Raw genomic sequence first — 19,068 nt, 5'->3', positions numbered from 1 at the left:
TGCTCAGACCGCAGCAAAGATCACTCGGTGCGCGGATGCGCCTTACTGCCGAGTAAGCCATAATTCCCGCGTGGCATCTTCGATCTCCGTGGACGCGGGCCGCCCATTCGAGGTGTTGATCGTCGACGACGACGCCGGAGACGTCCTACTCATCGACGAAGCCCTGACGGACCGGCGCGTCGGCCATCGTCTCCACACCGCCTCGGACGGAGTCCGTGCGCTGGAGTTCCTCCGTGACCCCGACCGCCCGCGGCCGGACCTGATCCTGCTGGATCTGAACATGCCACGGATGGGCGGCCGGGAGGTGCTGGCCGAAGTCAAGGCCGACCCGTCGCTGCGCTGTATCCCGATCGTCGTGCTGTCCACGTCGGTGGTCGACGAAGACGTCCACGTCAGCTACGACCTGCGCGCCAACGCCTACGTCGCCAAGCCGACCGACTTCGACGACTTCGTCGCCGCTGTCCAGCACATCGACGACTTCTATCTCGGCGTCGTCCGGCTCCCCGGCCGCGTGGCGTGAGCATCACCCGCGCGTCATCTCGTACCAACGGCCGAGTAAGCGGATAATACGGTCGCGCGTCCGATTGCGGGCGAAGAGAACGATTCCGCACCGCGCACGACGTCGTATCACGGTCGAGCGAGTCCGCCGGGGTGGTCAGCCTTAAGCCGCAGGGCTGGGGATCGCCGAGCATGAGAGGCGTGCCGTGCCATGCGAATAGCTGACCCTGAAGCGCTGCGGGACCCGCTGCGGCTGGCCGCGGTCGACCGCGCCCGTCGCCTGTTGCCGGCACTGCCCATGCCGCTGACGGCGATCGCCCGCACGGCTGCCCGGTTGCTGCACGCTCCGATGGGTCTGCTGACGCTGGTCGGTGACGGTGAGGAGCACCTGGCCGGCACGTACGGCTTGCCCGAAGCGCTGACCGCCGGGGACCGGATGGCCGAGACCTACTCGGTGTGCAAATACATGGTCGCCGCGGATGCACCGGTGGGGTGCCCGGACATGAGCGGCGAGGTCGACGCCCGCGTCCGCGACCACCCGCTGGCGCAGGAGTACGGCATCCGGGCTTTCCTCGGTGTGCCGGTGCGTGATGCCGACGACCGGCCGGTCGGGTCGCTGACAGTTCTGGACGACCGGCCACATGCCTGGACCGACGAGGACGTGACGGCGCTGCTGGAGGTGGTGGCGCTGGTCGACCGGCTGCCGACCACGCCGCCGGTCGGCACCGTCGTCCTGGCCGAACTGGACTCCCGGGAGGTGCTCGAAGCGATCTCCGAGGCCTTCCTCACCCTCGACGCCGAGGCCCGCATCACCGGCTGGAACACCGCAGCGCAAGACATGTTCGGATTCACCGCCGCCGAGGCGTGCGGCCAGCCCGTCGACGAACTGCTGCGCGCCCGCTACGACGGACGTCCAGTCCGGCAGGTCCTCGCCGACCTGCTGCAGCGGCCCGACCGGATCGCCGGCACCGTCGAGGTGCAGCATCGCGATGATCGGCCGTTGCAGGCGCAGGTGCGGCTCTCGGTCCTGCATAGCCCGGAAGGCGCCATTGTCTGCGCCTTCCTGACCGACATCACTGCTCAGCTCGCCGCGGCGGAGGCAGCACACGCCGCGGCGGCCGCCGCAGACCTGGACGCCCGCACGCAACGCGGCTTCGCCGACATTCTTCTGGACAGCATGGACGAGGGCGTCGTCGCCGTCGACCGCGCAGGCCGGGCCGTCGTCTACAACCGGGCGCTCCGCGACATGCACGGGCACCCGCCCGAGCTGCCGCCCGCCGAGGCACACCTAGCCAGCCTGTCCCAGCTCCGTCACCTCGACGGCACCCCCATCGATCCGCACGAGACCAGCCTGGCGCGGGCGCTACACGGTCACCCCGAACACACCCTGGAGGCACTGATCCATCAGCCCGGCCGCCCCGACCGGTTCATCACCGCCACCGCCCGGCCGATCATCGGCCGCGCAGGCCGGCCGATGGGCGCGGTCGCCACCGTCCGGGAAACCACCGAACGCCGCCGCGCCGAGCAATTCCGTGACTGCCAGCTGGCCGTCGCCCGCGTCCTGGCCGGCCCCGGTTCGCTGGCCACCCTCGGCGCCGCGGCACTGGGGCTGGTCGGACGCGCCCTGGGCTGGTCCTATCTGAGCCTGCGGCTGGTCGAACCGGCCACCGACGCCCTCCGGCGGGTCGCGATCTGGCATCCCGACGACGCGGCTCTGGGTGATCTGGTCCCCGATCGGCTGCCGCGCTCGGCACATGAGATCGCCGCCCGCGTCTGGGCCACCGGCAAGCCGGTGTGGGAACCAGACCTGCAGACCTCGCGCTGGATGAGTGACCCCGCCGGGCGTGCACGCGCCCGCGCTTACGCCCAGCGCGGCCTGCGCGCCGCGGTGTCGGTACCGGTGCTCGATGGGGCCGAGGTTCTCGGCGTGCTGACCTGCTTCGCTGCCCGGCTGCACCACGACGAGTTCCAGACGACCGGCCTGCTTCAAGATCTGGCCACCCAGGCCGGTCATTTCCTCGCGCGCCGCCGCGCCGAGGAACTCGCCGCCGAGCTGCGCCGCGCGCGGGCGGACTTCACCGCGCTGATCGGCCACGACATGCGCACCCCGCTGACCACCATCGCCACCTACAACCAGCTCCGCCTCGACGACCCGGCGCCACGGCCCGACGCCGACCAGCAGCTGCTGGACGGCATCGACCGCAATGTCACCGTGCTGCGTGAACTCGTCGACGGACTGCTCGACATCACCGCGCTGGAGTGCGACGACGATCCGCTGCCGAGCTACGAGGTGGACCTCACCGCGTTGCTGACCGGCGCGCTGGACGACTCAGAGTGCGGCCACGACGTGGCGGCCGCTATCGAGGCAGGTGTGCTGATCAGCGGTGACCCCGATCGTCTGCGTCAACTCGCTGCCAAGCTGCTGACGATCACGACCGCCGCGCCCCTCACCGATCCCGCCGAACCCCAGGTTGTGCTCCGGCAGACCGCAGAGATGGCCGAACTCGTCCTTCTCAGCGGTCGCCGGATCGCCCTGCGCCACGACGGGTTCTCCCCAGCCAACACGACCGGCACCGGCGACACGGACACCCGCATCGGTGTCGGCCTGGTCCTCGCGCGGATCGTCGCCGAACGCCATGGCGGCACCTTCGAGATCACCGACCGGGCCGATGGAAGCGCCGTCACTGTCCGGCTACCCGCGCTTGTGCGGGCCGCAGCGCCCGATCGTCAACGCTGACGTCACAAGGGTGACAAACCTGGCGTGGAACCGGCGACTTTCGGGATGGACGCTCAGATTCGCGCTGCCGCCACCGATGCGAAAAGCACCAACAGCAACCGGAGGGGGACCGGGATGCGCTGGACGATCAAACGGAAGCTGCTCTCGCTGGGCGCGGTGACACTCGTCGGCGTGAGCGCATTGGCCGGTATGCAGTACTGGACCGGCAGCACCTCGGGCAGCGCCCTGACCTCCATTGCAGACAACAACTATCCCTCCGTGCGGCTGGCGCTGGAGATGGAGGTCGCCAAGACAGGCCAGGCCGACGACCTGGCCAGCTACGTCGCCAGCGGCGACTCCACGCACGCGACCGAGTGGAAGACCGACCAGGCCGAATTCGCCAAGTTCCTCGACGCCTACGCCGCGCTCGACAACACCGACACCGAAGTCGCGCTCATCGCGGACCTGCGGAACCTGGAGAAGCAGTACAACACCGCTGCGCAGCAGGTCACCACCCTCGTCGCCCAGGGAAACCGGGCCCGGGCATCCGACCTTTCGGACTCCGTGCTCGGCCCGATCGAAGACAAAATGTTCGACGCGCTGACCAAGCTCGAGGACCTCAACGCCGACTACCTCGACCAGCAGGCCGCCGACGCCAAGGCCGACGCCCGCGAAGCATTGTGGCTCGCCCTCGGCCTCGCGCTACTGATCGCCGCGGTCACCGTCGCGGTCACCGCGGTCGTGGTCCGCTCCATCCTCTCCGCCCTGGCCCGCACGTCCGCGGTGCTGGCCGCCGTGGCTGCCAACGACCTGACCCGCCACGTCGAAGACGTCAGCGACGACGAGATTGGCGAAATGAACGCCTCGTTGAACACCGCCATGTCCTCCGTGCGGCGGCTGGTCAGCGCCGCCTCGGAATCCGCGCAGGCACTGGCCGCGGCCGCCGAGCAGCTCACCGCCTCCGGCCTGCAGATCGCCGGCAGCGCCGAGGAGACCGCCGCCCAGGCCCAGGCGGTGGTGAAGGCCGCCGAGCAGGTCGCAATGAACGTGTCGACCGTCGCAGCCGGCTCGGAGGAGATGGGACAGGCGATCCAGCAGATCTCCGAGAGCGCCAACGAAGCAGCGACCGTGGCCGCCGAAGCCGTGCAGGCCGCCGAGACCACCAACTCCACCTTGCTGCAGCTCGGAGAGTCCTCGATCGAGATCGGCAACGTCGTCAAGGTCATCAACTCCATCGCCGAGCAGACCAACCTCCTGGCCCTCAACGCCACCATCGAGGCCGCGCGCGCCGGAGAGTCCGGAAAGGGATTCGCTGTCGTCGCCGGCGAAGTCAAAGACCTCGCGCAGGAAACCGCGAAAGCCACCGAAGACATCGGTGCCCGGGTCAAGGCCATCCAGTCCGACAGCCAGACCGCCGTCGACGCCCTGGAGCAGATCCGCACGTGATCGGCCGGATCAACGATTACCAGGTCACCATCGCCGCCGCCGTCGAAGAGCAAGCCGCGACTACCGGCGAGATGAACCGCAACGTGGCCGGTGCCTCCGACGGCGTCGGAGAGATCACCGCGAACATCAGCGGCGTCGCCGAAGCGGCCGAGATCACCGGCCAGGGCGTCACCGAGTCCGCGAAAGCCAGGACCTGTCCCGGATGAGCAACGAACTGCAGCAGCTGGTCAGCGCGTTCCGCGTCTGACCGTCGCTACCAGCGCACCCCTGCGGGCTTGTTCAGCTTCCCGTACGCGGACGCCGCCGGTGCGAGGCTGATCCGGACAACGGCTCCGGCCCGGACACCGATGCTGGCCCGGGCCGTGCAGCGCGCTGTACCTGGCCCACGATCGCCGCCGCGATGTCCCGCAGCTTCCGGTTGGCGTTCTGCGACAGCGTGGTCAGCTGAGTGAACGCCTCCTCGGCGGTGCAGCCGTGCTGGGACATCAGGATGCCCTTGGCCTGCTCGATCACCGCCCGGGACGCCATGGCCTGGCGCATGCCGTCGGCCAGATCCGCCGTGGCGGCATACAGCTGGGCGTTGGCGACGGCGACAGCGGCGTACCCGGCGAAGGTGACGGTGAGCTCGACAGCCTCCGGCGGGAACGCATCCGGCTGCTCCCCGTAAACATTCATCGCACCCACGACGTGCTGCTGAACCGGCAGCGGCACCGACAGCACGCTGCGCACGCCACGCTCCAGCGCCTTCGGGCAGTATCGCGGCCACCGGGTCTCGGTGGCGGTGTCCGCGATGACGAGCACCACGCCGCCTCGCGCAGCGTCCAGGCACGGCCCGAATCCCTGCTCGTATTGGCGCTCGTCGAGGTCCCGCGCGACGGGGCCGACGGCGGCCGCGGTCGTCGGGCGCTCGTTGACGATCAGCGTCACCGACACATCGACCGCACCCGGTATGGTTGCCTGAGCCAACGTCGCCACCCGGGCGAGGACATCGTCCAGCGAGGCATCCCCCAGAACTATCCGGCTCAGTTCAGCCAGCCATACCGCTGCCGCGGGCGGCAGCGCGGCCTTCCCGCCGCCGATCAGGCGGTCGTCAGCTTCCACGTGTGTCTCGTTGGCTTCCCGGTGCGGGAAACGACCGTCTCGTGACGCGGCCGAGCGGCGTTTCGACATGTCCTCCGCCGCGATCCGACAGAGGCGACGGGACCCACTCGGCCCCGTCTGTACGCCACTCCTTGACGTCGTTCGTCGCCGAAGCGCGCGAACGCAGCGCTAGAGTACCCGCCCGGCGAGCGTCCGTGCCCGTTGTGGCTCAGGAGCGCTGCTGGAGCGTCCGGGACGCCATGTCGGGCAGGGGGATCCCCGCGTCGGCGGCGTGCACCCGCAAGGACAGATACGCGTCGGCCATCGAACAGCGGGTCCGCTCGGCGAGCATGCCGACGGCCAGTTGGATGCGGTCGCGAACCGCCAATGCCCGCGCCAAGCCGTCGGCCAGGTCGTCGGCTCCGGTGGCCTCGGGTCGGTGAGCGGGGTCTGGAGTGTGGAATGCCGCCTTGACGCGCAACGAGAGGTCGGTCATCGCGATCGCGTCCCGGCCGTAGAGGTTCATGGATGCCACCGCGTCGCCGCGCCCGGCGAACAGCGGTACCGACAACGAGGCATGCAGCCCCAGACCACGCGCGGTCTCCCGGAAGCCGGGCCAGCGCATGGTCGTCGCCATGTCCGGGACCGAAACCGGCCGCCCGGAGTCCAGGGCCTCCAGGCACGGCCCGTCCCCATCGGCGTACTGCGCCTCGTCGACGGCCGTGGCCAGCGCGCTGGTCGCAGCGACAGTGGTGTAAGCATCGTCGCGCAGCACGGTCGTCGACGCGTAACTCACCGCGGCCAGATTCTCCGCGGCCAGCTGCGCGATCGCCACCAGCTGGTCATCGAGGTCGGACGCGTCGTCGGGTGTTCCGGCCAGCTTCACCAGGCTGCGCGCCAGGGGACCGTGCGCGGTGCCACCACCTGAACCCGGTGACGACGATGCCTCCGTCATCATGAGGTCACGCCCGCCGCGCCGTCGCCGCCATAGACCGCGCGCCGGCAGTCCGCGCCGCCGGGGACCCCTGTGCTCAACCGTCGTCCCTCCTCGCGACGCTACGACACACACTGCGTACCCACTGGTTGCGCGGGCGCAACATGCCTCCGTGTTTTCGCCCGCGCGCGCGGCCGGCCCGGTAAGCGCATGCGGGCTCGCATCAGCGCGCCGACTCGATCCGGGTCTGCACCAACCGGTGCGCCTCCCCCGGCAGACTCGCGGCGGTCCACGCCAGACGGTTGCGATCCCAGTACGCCGGCAGCCAGCCGCCGCCGATCAACACCCATCCCTGCAGGGCATGCCGATCGGAGGCACCGTCCTGGTACTCGTACACAATCGTCTGCCCCGGGCCGGCCGGACGGAAATCGCTGACACGACTCGTCGAACCGTCCTGCATCTACACTCCCCTCGATCGGGCCCTCCGGCCCGGCCGGGCGCGAAAGACCACAGGTCGCCCCATTCCACCAGGCAGAAACCTCAACGATCCGCCGACGCACCGAAGCCAACTTGGCCCTGCGGACCGCGTCGATTGAGACGAACCCCGGCCGGGTACCTCGCGGGGACCATTGCGTTCAGCACGAAGCGGATGGTGGCGGACACGACCGCTCGGGAGCTGGGCTCGCGGTCGCTCCCGCTGATCACGTTTCGGTCGGGCGCGACGGCGCGTCCGACATGTCGTTCCGCGCCCGAGGAGGCCCGATGGCTGACCCCGCTGCATCCGCAGCCACTCCGAGCGAGCTATCCACCGGTGAGCTCGTCACCCGCATCTCCAGACAGCTCTCCACGCTGGTCCGCGACGAGCTGCAGCTCGCCCGCGTCGAACTGACCGAGAAGGGCAAAAAGGCAGGTACCGGCGCCGGGCTCTTCGGCGGCGTCGGCGTACTGGCACTTTATGGCGTCGGCGCGCTGTTGACCGCCGCCATCGCCGTTCTCACGCTGACACTACCGGTCTGGGCCGCGGCCTTGATCGTCGCGGCCGTCCTGTTCGTCGTCGCCGGCATCGTCGCTCTGGTCGGCAAGAAGAATCTCTCACAAGCTGCTCCTCCCACGCCCAGCGAAGCCCTCGGCAACGTGAAGACCGACGTCCAGACCATCAAGGAGCATGCACACCGATGACTACCTCCCCTCCGGCGAAGTCCTCGCAGTCCACCAGCGCGGACGAACTGCGCGCCGAGATCGCCGAAACCCGCGCCGAGCTGGGCGACACCGTTGACGCGCTGGCCGCCAAGACCGACGTCCGGGCCCGCACCCAGGCACGGGTAGCAGACACGCGTGCCCAGATTCGCCAGACGGCGGCCCGTGCCCGCATCACCGCGCGCGCCAAAGCCGGCCCCGCCCTCGAACAGGCACGCGCCTACTCGGCGAAGACCCGGCAGGTCGCAGCAGACACCACCCCACGGATCCGAACTCTGTCTGCCGCGGGCGCCGCGACGATTCTGGTCCTCGTTCTCGTCGGCGTGCGTCGCCGCCGTAAGGCTGCAGCCATGCCGTGGTACCGCCGCCGCTGACAGCGGCGGCGAGTATTCGGGTCAGGCGGGCACAACAGGCCCGCCTGACCCGCGCCGCAGCAGACCCCCGCGCTGCTGCGGCAGCGCCACCCGACGCGGGATGCCGGCGGCACACGGACAACGCTAAACCGAAGGCGAGTTACTCATTCCGAAGGCGCGCCGAACCGGGTGCCCAGAAGCCATGACGGCGGAGCGTTGCCAGCGCCGTCTCCTCACCCGAGGCACTCGGCCAGCGAACACCACCACAGTCCTCTACCACCGGCGATAATCGGGAATTCGCACCTTTGATGCTGTTGCATAACGGTTAATCAAGCCGGGTGACAGGTGGTCGTCGTGAGGCATCCGCGGGGGTTGGGGCGGTGGAGCGTCTGGTTGGCGCTGCTGGTTCTACTCGCCGGCGTCGCCGGTTCGGGCGTGGCGTGACACGCCGCGCGCCAGGCCGAACAGGTCCGGGTGGCCGCAGTCGCCGATCGGCACGCCGACGCGATCAGGACCGCCGCTGACGCCGAGATCGCCCGGTACCTGGCCGCCGCGCAGGTAGCCGCCGGTTTGGGCGCGCAGTCGGACCTTTCGCACGGCGACTTTCTCGCCGTCACCACCCCGGTGGTGACCGACCGGCTGGCCGGCGTCACCGGAATCGCGTACGTCGTGGCCGCGGATACCGCCGCCGTTCCGTCGACGCAACGCTACTGGCGGGCCCGGGGCGCCGTCGACCTGGTGCTGCGCCCAGAGCAGACGACCGACCGGCACTACTTCGCGGTGCTGGCCCGCAGTCTGACCGCCGTAGCGCTGCGCGCACTCGGCCGGGACCTGGCGGCATCCAGCGAAGCCGCCGCCGCTCTGGAGGAAGCACGCCGCACCGGCACGGTTACCGCCAGCCGCACCTACGTGCTGCTCAGCGACCGAGCTCTGCCCGTCGAAGCGCAGCAGCGGTCGTTCGTCGTGGCCGCGCCCGTCCGCGCCGCGGCTAGCACCCCGCGCTCGGGCCAGTTCCTCGGCTGGGTGATGCTCGGGCTGCGCGGAGGCACCTTCATGACCTCCGTCCTGCGACGGGCCTCGGCCGGTCAGGTCAACGTCGCCCTCGCCGACGATTCCGATCCCCGCTCGCCCGTCCCCGTCGCGCAGGTACGCACCGGAACACCGCTCGACCGGCCCGATCTGCAGCGCCACGCGCACCTGTCCGTGGCGCACCGCTCCTGGCAGCTGACCGTCACACCGACCCGCGCCTTGGTCGCCGGGGACGCCCAATGAGCCGACGTCACGATCGCCGGCGCCGGCCTCGCGCTCAGTGTCGTCCTGGCTACCCTCGTCTGGATGATCGGCACGTCCCGCGACCGGGCCGTGAGCCGCGTCCGGAAAGCCACCGCCGCCCTACACGCCGACATCGCCCGCCGCGAGACCGTCGAAGCGCAACTGCGGGCCCGCGAAACCGAACTCGAGGCGTTTGCCGCGATCGCGGCCCACGACCTCAAAGCGCCGCTGGCCAGCGTTGCCGGCCACGCCGAGCTGCTGGAAGAAACCCTGGCTCCGGACACCGACGGGCACCCCTACCTGCAGCGGATTCAAGCCGGCACCGCCCGGATGCGCCGGCTCATCGACTATCTGCTCGCCTACGCCTCGGCCCGCGCCACGCCCCTGCATCCGCAGCCGGTGGCTCTGGGAACGGTGGTCGCCGACATCGTCGAAGAACGCACGGCGCACCTCACTGACCGCCGGCCGCAGCTGGACGTCGGCCCCTTGCCGACCGTCGTCGCCGACCCTGTGCTGCTGCGCCACGTGATGGACAACGTGACCGGCAACGCCCTCAAGTATGTGGCCCACGGCCGCACCGCCCAGGTCACCATCGGCGCGGACCCGGACGATCAGGGATGGACGATCGAGGTCGCCGACCGCGGAATCGGCATCAGCGTCGACGACCAGCCGCACGTCTTCGGCACCTTCCGCCGCGTCCGCGGCTGCGAAGGATATGCCGGAACCGGACTGGGCCTGGCCATCTGCGAGCGCATCGTTCATCGCCACGGCGGCAGCATCGGTGTGCGGCCCAACCCCGGCGGCGGCAGCATCTTCTGGTTCACTCTCCCCCGCGCCGCGCCACTGCCTGGAACGTGGCCGACCGAAACGGCCCAGGCGGACGGCCACGAGCCGGCGGTGAGTGATCCGGCCATCTATGCTTGAGGAATCGCCGTGACACGTCGGCCGGCTCCGCGGGCCCTGCCCACCATCCACCGGTTCGGTGACGCGCTAGCGGGCCGGCACCGACCGGCGTGGCTGGTCCGGGTAGCACAGCTCGTCGAAGAGCACCCACTGGCCTACCGCGATCTCGTACAGGCGGTGAGGTGCGAGGTCAGCAGCGAGCGCCTCCGGCGCGATCGCGTCCGCGGCACTCGGCCAGCGGTGGCATGACGACTGATCTGCTCGTCGACGGCGACGGTCGGCAGTTCGCGCGCCTGTCCGAGGAAGGTGACGCCACGGACGTCCTGGTCTATGCGCTCGAGTTCGATCGCCAGAATCGCGCCGGCGACGCGACCATCGGCACGAATGTTCGCGCAGTGCTCGCGGTTGGGCCGGGACATGAACCAAATCCGATCGGGTCCGAATGCGCTGGCGAACCAGAGATTGCACATCACCGGCGCACCGCGGGAGCCCACGGTGCACCAGCTGAATGACTTCGCCGGACTTGACTTAGTCCTCGAGCAAGGCGCGGGCGTCCGTCACCGCATCTGCCTCGGCCGGCAATGGACACCCCAGTGTGGCCGGGTACGCGCGGCGTGCAGCCGTCTCCGGGCAATCGCGCAACGGACGCCGGATCCCTGCTTGTCGCCGGGCCTTGCGGGCCGACCGCGGACGGTCGGGAGCTGACCGCCGATGGAGGGGACATCGGCGGTCAGCGGTTCACCATGCCCGTGCCGGGACACGGGCGGGACCCGTTCGCCCGGCGAAGGGATCGATCACCGTTTTCGTGGAGTCCTCCTCGTGAACATAGGCCGGCATGACGGCGGTCAGTAGAGGCGACGGGCCCATCAGGAATCGCCGAGGTGGCGCGACCGCGCGCGCCCAGAACGTAGGCGTTAGGGTCCGCCCGGTAAGCGCAGGACGTCGGATTCCGGGCGGCGGGCACTGGCCGGCACCGCCCGTCCGAGGTCTGCCGGGCATCCCACCCGCAGCGCTATCGCCGGGAAGCGGTCCGTGCGCAGCAAGTCGCGCAGAGCCTCGCGGGCAGGGCGGGTTTCGATGACTTCGCTGAGGGGAGATGCCGCCAGGCCTCGGCTGGTCAGGGTCAGCCACACGTCGGACAACGCCTCGCCGGCCGTGAGCCAGTCGAGCTGCTGGTCCTCTCGGGTCGTGAGCACCGCGTGGCGGGTGCCGCCTTCGGTACCGGGGCCGAGCGGAAGACCGGGGCGTTGACGCGGATCGAAGACGCGGGGAGCGATCGCCCGGTCGCCGCCCTCGGTGACCGACCGGGAGGAGATGCCGTCGCCGCTTTCCACCGGCCGCGTGGTCCAGGCGCGCAGGTCACGCACCATCGGCCGCGATGCGTGTTCCACCGCGTCCGCGGCGGCCACGATGCGGGCGAACTCGGCTTCCTGTACGGATGTCAGGATGGTCAGGCTCACCTGATGGCGGTGCGCGACGGTCTGCAGCGCATCGAAGTCTTCTGCTCCCAACGGCTGGTCGGCGAAGGGGCGTCGGTCGGTCCGGCGAGCGTAGATCGCGCGCGACAGGGCGTAGTCCGGCGTGCAGGCGGTGCCGCAGCGCACCCGCGCGATCAGGTCGGGTAGACGCCGGTCGCCGAGGCGCTCGACGATGCCGGCGTAGCGCTGCGCACGCAGCGTAGTCAGCGCGTGGTGCAGGGCCGCACCGCAGCTGAGCAGGGCCAGGCGGCCGTCGGGGTCGAGTCCCGGCAGGTGGCGGTCGCGGTCCAGCCACAGTTCAGCGGCGTTCCCGCGTAACTGCCACACCCACGGTTGAGTGTTGAGAATCGACGGTGCTCGGCGGGCAGCGAGGGTCGCCTCGGTGAGCAGGTCGAGGTCCGCGCGACGATCAGCAGCGCGTGGGTCGTCGTCCGCGGTGGCTTCGTAGTTCGGCCGGTCAGCCATTGTCCGGGCCTTTCTGTGAGCGTGCGGGCTCTCCTCTCACCGTGAGCCGCGTGCCCCGCCGGCCGACAGAGCCGATCCGACGCAGCTGTGTGGACCAAAGACCTGGGCGGCCCGCGCCGAGGCTTCGCCTCGGGCTTCACGATCGGGACTTCCGCCTCTGCCTGTGTCACGCCGACGAGCGTCACCATCACCGTGACAGCGGTCGGTACAGGCCGCCGGTTCTCGACCGTCTCAAGGGGAGATGACAGTGAGCCACCGGACACTCCGCGACGTGATGACCACCGACGTCGTCACAGCGGATCTCACGACAACGGCCAAGGCACTCGCGGAAGCCTTCGACCGGCACCGCATCACTGGTGTACCGGTCCTCGACCAGGCACAGCGACCCCTCGGCGTCGTCACGGTGACCGATCTGCTGTACAAGGTCACCTATCAGGACGACGCCGACGAGTGGCCCCGGTTCCTTCGCCGGCATCACGTCGATCGAGAGAAGGCGCACGCGATGACCGCGCGGGAGTTGATGACCACCCCGGCTGTCACCGTGCTGCCGGACGCGACCGTGGTCGAGGCCGCGAGGGTCATGGAGCGGCGGAGCGTAACGCGGCTTCCTGTCGTGGATAGCGTCGGTGAACTCGTTGGAATCGTCAGCCGAAGTGACCTGGTCGCCGTCTTCACTCGGCCAGATCAGGAAGTTCGCGACGAGATCCTTTCCGACATCATCGCGCGCGTCCTCTCGCTGTCGCCGACGGCGATCACGGTGCGCGTCGCCAATGGCGTCGTCACAATGAGCGGCCACGTCGAGCGACGCAGCCAAGCGGACACGCTCATCGCGCTCGTTCGACGGGTCGACGGTGTGGTCAGCGTGGACCACGAGGACCTGCATTACCTCGACGACGACACTCGATTCGTCTACGCCTGACGGCCTGCGGCAGTCAGAGCAGTGCAGCGCGCAACTCCGCAGTACCCGTTCTACTGGGCCGCCCGCACCCGATCGCCCCGATGAGGCACTTGACCTGACGGTGGCACCGATCTGCGGAGCGAGGTGAGCATCCCGATGACGCACGGCATGTCAGCGGAGAACACGGCGGGCGCCCGGAGCCGGATGAGGCGGATCTGGGCCGGGGTGGGCCTGCTCTACCTCGCCGTGTACGCCACGCTCAACGCTCTGAGCGGGTGCGTCCTCCGGGGCGCGGACGGCGGTCGGCGTCTTGGCGGTGGCCGGGCTCGCGGCACCCATCCTGACGCTGAGCGCCGCCGCGGTCCGGCGACGCCGTCGCGGCCGATCCGCCCGCCCGTGGGCGTGGTTCGGCGCGTCGACCCTGCTGACCGCAGCCGGATCCGTGCTCGCCGCGGGCACCGGCCACGCGCCAGACCGGCTCGGATTGCTCCAGATCGTCGGAAACGCCCTGTTCGTCGCGGCAGTTCTCGCCACGACCGCCGGATTCTTCACTGCCTTGCAGCCCGGACGCCGATTCGCCCGGTTCTGGATGGGCGCCGACCTCGTGCTGGCCATCGGAGGAATCACGGCCCTCGTCGGCCGGCTCGCTGCGATGGCCGACCTGGCGCCCATGGCCCCTGGTCCCCGCACCGCCATGGTGGTCTACGGCGTCAGCGGAATCGCCACCATGCTGTTCCTCGTGCCGCTGCTGCTCCGCATCGGCCGCACCGCCTCCCCCGCGCTCCGGCTGGTCGGGGCGGCCTGCCTGGTCAACGCGCTGCTCAACCTCGGGCTCCTCTACGCCGTCGCCGCCGGCCACCCGTACCACGAAGGCAGCTGGCTGAGCGCTGGCTATCAGATCGGCCTGGTACTGCTCACCCTCGGCGGCCTGGCGGCCGCCCGCCACACCGACGACGAGCCGATCGCGCTGCCCGTCCGGCGAGACCGCACCATGCCGCTGTCAGTCGCGGCCGCCGCCACCGCCGTCGCCGCGCTCAGCGTCGCCAACCTCAACTTCGGTCACCTGCACCTGGCCGAGGTCGTCACAGCGCTGGTTGTCGCCGCGCTGCTCGCCCGGCTCGGACTCGTCGCCCGCGAGCACACGCGGCTGGCCGACCAGCTCGCCGCCGCCCTCGCCGACCAGCGCCGCCTGGCCGTCACCGACGCGCTGACCGGACTGCCCAACCGCCGGCACTTCGAGCAGGCGTTGCACACCGAGATCGCTCGCACACGCCGCCACGGCCGACCGCTGAGCCTGGTCATCCTCGACCTGGATCACTTCAAGGCGATCAACGACACCTACGGCCATCCCGCCGGAGACGCGGTCCTCGTCCAGGTTGCCGCGCTCTTGCAGCAGAGCACCCGCGGCGGCGACGTCATCGCCCGCTTCGGCGGGGAGGAATTCGTCTGGCTACTGCCCGACACCACCGAGGACGGCGCGGTTCAGATGGCCGGACGACTCCGCACCACCCTGGCCGCGCACCCGGTGCAGCTGCCCACCGGCGACGTCGTCACGGTGACCGCGTCCCTCGGCGCCGCCGCCGATCTCCTCGACGCTCACGCCCTGCTCACCGCCGCCGACCAAACCCTTTACCGCGCCAAAGCAGCCGGCCGCAACCAGGTCACCGCGCGTCTACCGATTCGCAGGCAGTTACCCAGCCCGCCGAGCCGGCGTTGACCCACTGACGATCCGCCGACCCGGCTCTCCTCGAAGACGCCGTGTAGTCCTCGAAGGCTCAACCTCCACGAGGCTTCCTGCAGCGATCAGCTGCCGGGCTCGGCCACGCCAAACATCAGGACACGGCGCTCGACGTCGTAGTACACGGTGTCCTGCCGCCTGAGGACGTCCTGTAGGTAGTCGGCGTCTTCCACCGTCACCGAGGTGACCTCTTCCAGGCGCCCTCGTCGCAGACCAGCTGCAGGGTCCAGAGACCGGACTCGGTATTGCTGCCGGCAACGAAACTGAACTGGTGGTGGCTGACCTGCCGGACCTTGATAGTTTCGTCGGTGACACGCACGCCGCTGCTGGAAGCCACGATGCTCCTCCGGTGATCCGCCGATAGGTATCACCGGACAGCCCGTCGTCGCGGGGTTAGTCGTCGGCGAGCAGCCGGATGCGCAGATCGGCGAGGGTCTTGGTCAGCAGCCGGGAGACGTGCATCTGGGAGACGCCGATCTCCTGGGCGATCTGCGTCTGAGTCATGTTCGCGAAGAACCGCAGCCCGAGAATGCGGCGTTCCCGCTCCGGCAGAGCCGCCAGCAGTGGTCGGAGCGCGTGGTGATTCTCGACCAGTTCCAGGCCCGGGTCGATCTCACCGAGGGTATGACCGAGCGTCGGGGCGTCCGACTCTGGTCCCGCCGGCAGATCCAGCGACGTCGAGGCATAGGCGTAGGCGGCCTGCAGACCTTCGATCACCTCGTACTTGCTGATCTCCAGGTGGGTGGCCAGGACGCTGGCCGTCGGCGCGCGGCCCTCGCGCTGGGAGAGCTCGGCGACCGCCCGGGTGATGGCCAAGTGCAGCTCCTGCAGCCGCCGCGGGACTTTGACGTCCCAGCCGGAGTCCCGGAAGTGGCGGCGCAGTTCGCCGGTGATCGTCGGGATCGCGAACGCGAGGAACGGCACGCCGCGGGCCGGGTCGAATCGGTCGATCGCTTTCAGCAGCCCCATGCGGGCTACCTGCATGAGGTCCTCGGTCGGTTCGCCCCGATTGGCAAACTTGCGGGCCAGGTTGTCGGCGAGCGGCAGATGCAGGGTGACCAGCTGATCCCGCAGCGCGGGGCGACGCGTGTCAGCGAGAGGGAGCGCGGCGAAACGATGAAACACGGGCTGGACGACCCGGTCGTCGGCGTAGTTTCCTTGCGTCTCACCCAGTTCGGGCTCCCGCGAGCTCATGACCGGCATCAACGTCATCCTGTACTCCATCCGGCTGCAGTCCGCCTGCCCGCTTGAGCAAGCGGCGAACAGCGACGGCACCCACTCGGATGCCATTCCTCTCGTATCCGCCGGGTGAGGTGGTCAATCGTTGCCGCTCGTGAAACGCGAGACGTTCTGACCACACTCGGCGGCGGTAAAGCTCGGCGGAGTGTCAGCGGCAGTCGGACTCTCCCAACCACTGGCCAGTTGACGAGGCTTATCTGGCCTTCACCGCTTACGTACCGTCTGTTTGCAGCGTAAATCAAGTCGTTCTGAGACGGGCTTGCTGCGCCTACTCGGTGAGGGGTCTCAAGATGAACGCTGACCAACTGGCCTGGAATGCGCTGGTGGCCGAGGCGCGCCTTCGTGGACTGCGAGCGGCCGACCGCGCGGATGAGGCGCGCGACCGCCTCGAGGAGATCGCGGAGGCGCGGCGTGCAGCCAGTGAGTCGGGTGAGGTGGTGTCGGTGTCGGATGCAAGGTCGGTGCAGCGTGCGACAGAACAGGCGGAAGAAAGTAGGCACCGGGCGGCCGCCGCCCATCGAGGCGCCGCAGACGGTCACGAGCTTGCCCGTCGTGCGCGCGAGCGGGCCGCCGTGGCTTATCCTGCCCATGCCGTCGAGCATCGGCGGGCGGCACAGCATCACGTTGCCGGCGCCCAAGCAGACAGGCGCAACGCGGACGACTGAGGAAGCTGTGATGGTCTCCGTTGCTGTCGTCACCGGGCTTGAGTGGCGGTCCATGTAGTTTGCACTAGCCGCTGACAGCGGAGTTCGATGCTCGTGCCCGACGACCGGCTCAGCTTAGGAGTCGGTGAGGCGCCAGACGGCGGTGGAACCGTCGTGGCCGCCGCCGGCGATGAGCGTGCGTCCGTCGGGGGAGGCGGCCATGGTCCAGAATCCTTTCGTCCCGGTGGTGAGGGGTTGACCGATCTTGTTCTGCAGACCGGTGCTCCAGAGCCGAACGGTGTCGTCACCGGCGGCGGTGGCGATGACGGCTCCGCCGCGGGTGAAGGTGACGGCGTTGACCGGTCCGCGGTGACCAGTGAGGGTGCCGCCGATCCGCCGGTGGGAGCGCACATCCCAGAGCCGCACCGTCGGGTCACCGGTGGAACCGCCACTGACCAGGGTGGCGCTGTCCTCGTAAAATGCGAGCGCACCCACGTGCGGAGGCATGAGCGGTGAAGGGCAAACCGATTTGTCGGTGCGTGGTCGGATCCCAGAAGCGGATCGTGCCGTCGTTGCAGCCGGTGGCGATCGTGCCGTCCGGTGCGACCGCGACCGCGTTGACGGAAGCGGGGTGCTCGAGTGGAACGCCGTCCGGCTTCTGGGATTTCGTGTTCCAGATGCGGGCCGTGTAATCGATGCTGCCCGTGACGATCGTGTCCCCCGGCGGGGAGAACGCCACGGCCAGCACGGCGTTTCGGTGCCCCTGGAGGGGCCCACCGATCTGCTGACGGCTCTTCGTGTCCCAGAGCCGGATTGTGCGGTCGAAACTGGCCGTGGCCAGGACCGCGCTCTGGGGTGAGAACGCCGCCGCGCTCACGGCGTCGGTATGTCCTTGGAGAGGCGCCCCCGATCTGCCGCAAGGTGCGTGGATCCCAGAAGCGGGCCGTGTAGTCGTTACTGGCGGTGGCGACGAGTGCGCCGTCAGGAGAGAACACGATCGAGCGGACATCCGCGGTGTGACCGCTCAGGGCACCGATCCGCGAGACCACGAAGGTCGTGGAGGTAGGGGTGGTTCCCGGGGTGGGGCTGGCCGTGGAGTCACCGCGTGAGCTGGCCCGGCTGTCGGCATCTCCGCCGCGGGTCAGGGTTCGGATGATGAGGACGGCGAGCAACACGACGATGAGTCCTGCTGCCGCTGTTCCGATCCATTGGGACCGGGTCCATCCCGTTGAGGGTGCGCCGATGATCGCCGTCTCGGTGCCACTCGTCGGAGCTGGGAGGACCGGCGGTTCAGGGGTCGCGGGTGCCGACTGCAGCGCGCCTTCGGCGACGACGAGTTGCGGCTCCTCCAGGACCGTCGGCGCCGTTCCGGTGGCCCTATGCAGGAGGGTCGCCACGAGTGGCGTCCGGCTGGCACCGCCGACGAGGAACCGGCCGGCCACGTCGGCGGGTGCAACGCCCGAGCGCGCGAGGCTGTCGCGTGCGGTGCTCACCGTGCGGGCGAGTAGCGGTGTGGCGTCTTTCTCGAATTCCTCGCGGGTGACGAGCACGTCCGACTCTACGAGAGGCACGAACATCGTCGCCGAGGACTCCCGCGACAACGTCTCGCGCAGCCCCGCCGCATCCTCCCAGAGCGTTCGGAAGGAGCGGCGGTCGGACGCGGTGATCGGTGACGACAGCGCGGTCCACGCCACAGGGTCGCGAGCGGCGATCACCCGACCGGCGCGCTCGACAATCAGCGCGTCCAGGTCCAGCCCGCCCACGTCGTCGAGCCCGGCACTGGCGGCCTCCACGAAGCCTGCATCGGTACGGGTCACGACGCTCGTGTCGAATGTTCCGGCACCGAGGTCATAGACGATCACGGCTTTCCCCGGTGCCACCTGTTGCTGCAGCACCGACGCGAAATACGTGGCCGCTGCCACCGGTTCGGCGACGAGGACGGGCGACGGCACCCCCGGCGAGCCGGGCCGCGTCGAGCAGCACCTGCCGCCGGGCGGACCGCCATGTCGCCGGATGGGTGAGCGTCACGGCGTCGAGCCCGCCTGCGACTCGGCGCGCCTCGTCGGCCACCCGTCGGAGAGTGGCTGCGATCAGCTCAGCGACGGGGTAGTCGTGGTCTCCGAGTAGCACGCGCCCGTCGTCGACATGGCGTTTGGGGTTGGGTTCGAACCGAGGCGGATCCAGACGCCCGGCCCGTTGCGCGTCGC

At 69.7% G+C, this 19,068-nt stretch carries 20 protein-coding genes and 3 pseudogenes; 12 read left to right on the top strand and 11 right to left on the bottom strand.

Translation table 11 applies throughout. The features are described 5' to 3' along the window. Positions 1-70 precede the first annotated feature (70 nt). From ACGFY5_RS42820 to ACGFY5_RS42805, 4 genes are all read left to right on the top strand, one after another. Entirely contained in the window at positions 71-520 is a 450-nt protein-coding gene (locus ACGFY5_RS42820) for a response regulator (RefSeq protein WP_392730514.1), read from the top strand. Between the two features lie 189 nt (positions 521-709). Beyond that, on the top strand, positions 710-3,235 hold the full coding sequence (locus ACGFY5_RS42815; protein ID WP_392730511.1) for a GAF domain-containing protein: 2,526 nt from the start codon (positions 710-712) through the stop codon (positions 3,233-3,235). Positions 3,236-3,349: 114 nt separating this feature from the next. After that, positions 3,350-4,660: a methyl-accepting chemotaxis protein gene (locus ACGFY5_RS42810; RefSeq protein WP_392730509.1), complete on the top strand. Its 1,311-nt coding sequence runs from the start codon at positions 3,350-3,352 to the stop codon at positions 4,658-4,660. Further along, on the top strand, positions 4,657-4,866 hold the full coding sequence (locus ACGFY5_RS42805) for a hypothetical protein (RefSeq protein WP_392730506.1): 210 nt from the start codon (positions 4,657-4,659) through the stop codon (positions 4,864-4,866). Before ACGFY5_RS42810 ends, ACGFY5_RS42805 begins: the two co-directional genes overlap by 4 nt. Before the next feature lie 73 nt (positions 4,867-4,939). Here ACGFY5_RS42805 and ACGFY5_RS42800 read toward each other — a convergent pair whose 3' ends face one another. From ACGFY5_RS42800 to ACGFY5_RS42790, 3 genes are all read right to left on the bottom strand, one after another. Then, positions 4,940-5,761: an ANTAR domain-containing protein gene (locus ACGFY5_RS42800; RefSeq protein WP_392730504.1), complete on the bottom strand. Its 822-nt coding sequence runs from the start codon at positions 5,759-5,761 to the stop codon at positions 4,940-4,942. Positions 5,762-5,969: 208 nt separating this feature from the next. After that, positions 5,970-6,698 carry a GAF and ANTAR domain-containing protein gene (locus tag ACGFY5_RS42795; RefSeq protein WP_392730501.1) on the bottom strand — a complete coding sequence of 243 codons (729 nt, stop codon included), beginning with the start codon at positions 6,696-6,698 and terminating at the stop codon, positions 5,970-5,972. A gap of 199 nt (positions 6,699-6,897) precedes the next feature. Next, entirely contained in the window at positions 6,898-7,134 is a 237-nt protein-coding gene (locus tag ACGFY5_RS42790) for a hypothetical protein (RefSeq protein WP_392730499.1), read from the bottom strand. Positions 7,135-7,436: 302 nt separating this feature from the next. Between ACGFY5_RS42790 and ACGFY5_RS42785 the strand changes: the two genes are divergently transcribed. The 4 genes from ACGFY5_RS42785 (at position 7,437) to ACGFY5_RS42770 (ending at position 10,420) form a co-directional block, all read left to right on the top strand. Beyond that, a complete protein-coding gene (locus tag ACGFY5_RS42785; protein WP_392730496.1) occupies positions 7,437-7,853 on the top strand; it encodes a phage holin family protein in 417 nt (138 codons plus the stop codon). Continuing rightward, positions 7,850-8,245, top strand: coding sequence for a DUF3618 domain-containing protein (locus tag ACGFY5_RS42780; protein ID WP_392730494.1), 396 nt, complete (start codon positions 7,850-7,852; stop codon positions 8,243-8,245). The genes ACGFY5_RS42785 and ACGFY5_RS42780 overlap by 4 nt, the downstream gene beginning before the upstream one ends. A 453-nt stretch (positions 8,246-8,698) precedes the next feature. Next, on the top strand, positions 8,699-9,496 hold the full coding sequence (locus ACGFY5_RS42775; protein ID WP_392730491.1) for a CHASE domain-containing protein: 798 nt from the start codon (positions 8,699-8,701) through the stop codon (positions 9,494-9,496). 63 nt (positions 9,497-9,559) lie between these two features. Then, on the top strand, positions 9,560-10,420 hold the full coding sequence (locus ACGFY5_RS42770) for an ATP-binding protein (protein ID WP_392730490.1): 861 nt from the start codon (positions 9,560-9,562) through the stop codon (positions 10,418-10,420). Positions 10,421-10,554: 134 nt separating this feature from the next. Here ACGFY5_RS42770 and ACGFY5_RS42765 read toward each other — a convergent pair whose 3' ends face one another. Next, entirely contained in the window at positions 10,555-10,869 is a 315-nt protein-coding gene (locus ACGFY5_RS42765; RefSeq protein ID WP_392730487.1) for a hypothetical protein, read from the bottom strand. Between the two features lie 444 nt (positions 10,870-11,313). After that, positions 11,314-12,342: an Acg family FMN-binding oxidoreductase gene (locus ACGFY5_RS42760; protein ID WP_392730485.1), complete on the bottom strand. Its 1,029-nt coding sequence runs from the start codon at positions 12,340-12,342 to the stop codon at positions 11,314-11,316. A gap of 247 nt (positions 12,343-12,589) precedes the next feature. Between ACGFY5_RS42760 and ACGFY5_RS42755 the strand changes: the two genes are divergently transcribed. Both ACGFY5_RS42755 and ACGFY5_RS42750 read left to right on the top strand, forming a co-directional pair. After that, complete coding sequence (locus tag ACGFY5_RS42755) at positions 12,590-13,261, top strand: CBS domain-containing protein (RefSeq protein WP_392730483.1); 672 nt, start codon at positions 12,590-12,592, stop codon at positions 13,259-13,261. Between the two features lie 295 nt (positions 13,262-13,556). Beyond that, on the top strand, positions 13,557-14,957 hold the full coding sequence (locus ACGFY5_RS42750) for a diguanylate cyclase (protein WP_392730480.1): 1,401 nt from the start codon (positions 13,557-13,559) through the stop codon (positions 14,955-14,957). 196 nt (positions 14,958-15,153) lie between these two features. Here the strand turns inward: ACGFY5_RS42750 and ACGFY5_RS42745 are convergent, their stop codons facing one another. Continuing rightward, entirely contained in the window at positions 15,154-15,315 is a 162-nt protein-coding gene (locus ACGFY5_RS42745) for a hypothetical protein (RefSeq protein ID WP_392730479.1), read from the bottom strand. A 56-nt stretch (positions 15,316-15,371) separates the two neighbouring features. Further along, positions 15,372-16,190 (bottom strand): RNA polymerase sigma factor SigF, encoded by an 819-nt coding sequence (locus ACGFY5_RS42740; RefSeq protein WP_392730477.1) that lies wholly within the window; start codon positions 16,188-16,190, stop codon positions 15,372-15,374. 317 nt (positions 16,191-16,507) lie between these two features. On the opposite strand from ACGFY5_RS42740, the gene ACGFY5_RS42735 reads away from it, so the two are divergent. Then, positions 16,508-16,882, top strand: a complete 375-nt coding sequence (locus tag ACGFY5_RS42735) for a hypothetical protein (RefSeq protein ID WP_392730475.1) — start codon at positions 16,508-16,510, stop codon at positions 16,880-16,882. A gap of 114 nt (positions 16,883-16,996) precedes the next feature. Here ACGFY5_RS42735 and ACGFY5_RS42730 read toward each other — a convergent pair whose 3' ends face one another. From ACGFY5_RS42730 to ACGFY5_RS42715, 4 genes and pseudogenes are all read right to left on the bottom strand, one after another. Further along, a complete protein-coding gene (locus tag ACGFY5_RS42730) occupies positions 16,997-17,287 on the bottom strand; it encodes a hypothetical protein (protein WP_392730701.1) in 291 nt (96 codons plus the stop codon). A 27-nt stretch (positions 17,288-17,314) separates the two neighbouring features. Further along, a pseudogene (locus ACGFY5_RS42725) lies at positions 17,315-17,368 on the bottom strand (hypothetical protein); the annotation flags it as partial. 52 nt (positions 17,369-17,420) lie between these two features. Further along, positions 17,421-17,870, bottom strand: a pseudogene (locus ACGFY5_RS42720) (WD40 repeat domain-containing protein); the annotation flags it as partial. Continuing rightward, positions 17,803-18,741: pseudogene (locus ACGFY5_RS42715) on the bottom strand (Hsp70 family protein); the annotation flags it as partial. The pseudogenes ACGFY5_RS42720 and ACGFY5_RS42715, both read right to left, overlap by 68 nt. A gap of 28 nt (positions 18,742-18,769) precedes the next feature. Between ACGFY5_RS42715 and ACGFY5_RS42710 the strand changes: the two are divergent. Continuing rightward, complete coding sequence (locus ACGFY5_RS42710) at positions 18,770-18,988, top strand: hypothetical protein (RefSeq protein ID WP_392730472.1); 219 nt, start codon at positions 18,770-18,772, stop codon at positions 18,986-18,988. The last annotated feature ends 80 nt before the right edge of the window (positions 18,989-19,068 follow it).

The organism is Cryptosporangium sp. NPDC048952, from assembly GCF_043197895.1.
Classification (GTDB): domain Bacteria; phylum Actinomycetota; class Actinomycetes; order Mycobacteriales; family Cryptosporangiaceae; genus Cryptosporangium.
Note: the sequence above shows the minus strand (reverse complement) of the source record. Positions and strands in the feature narration are given on the sequence as shown.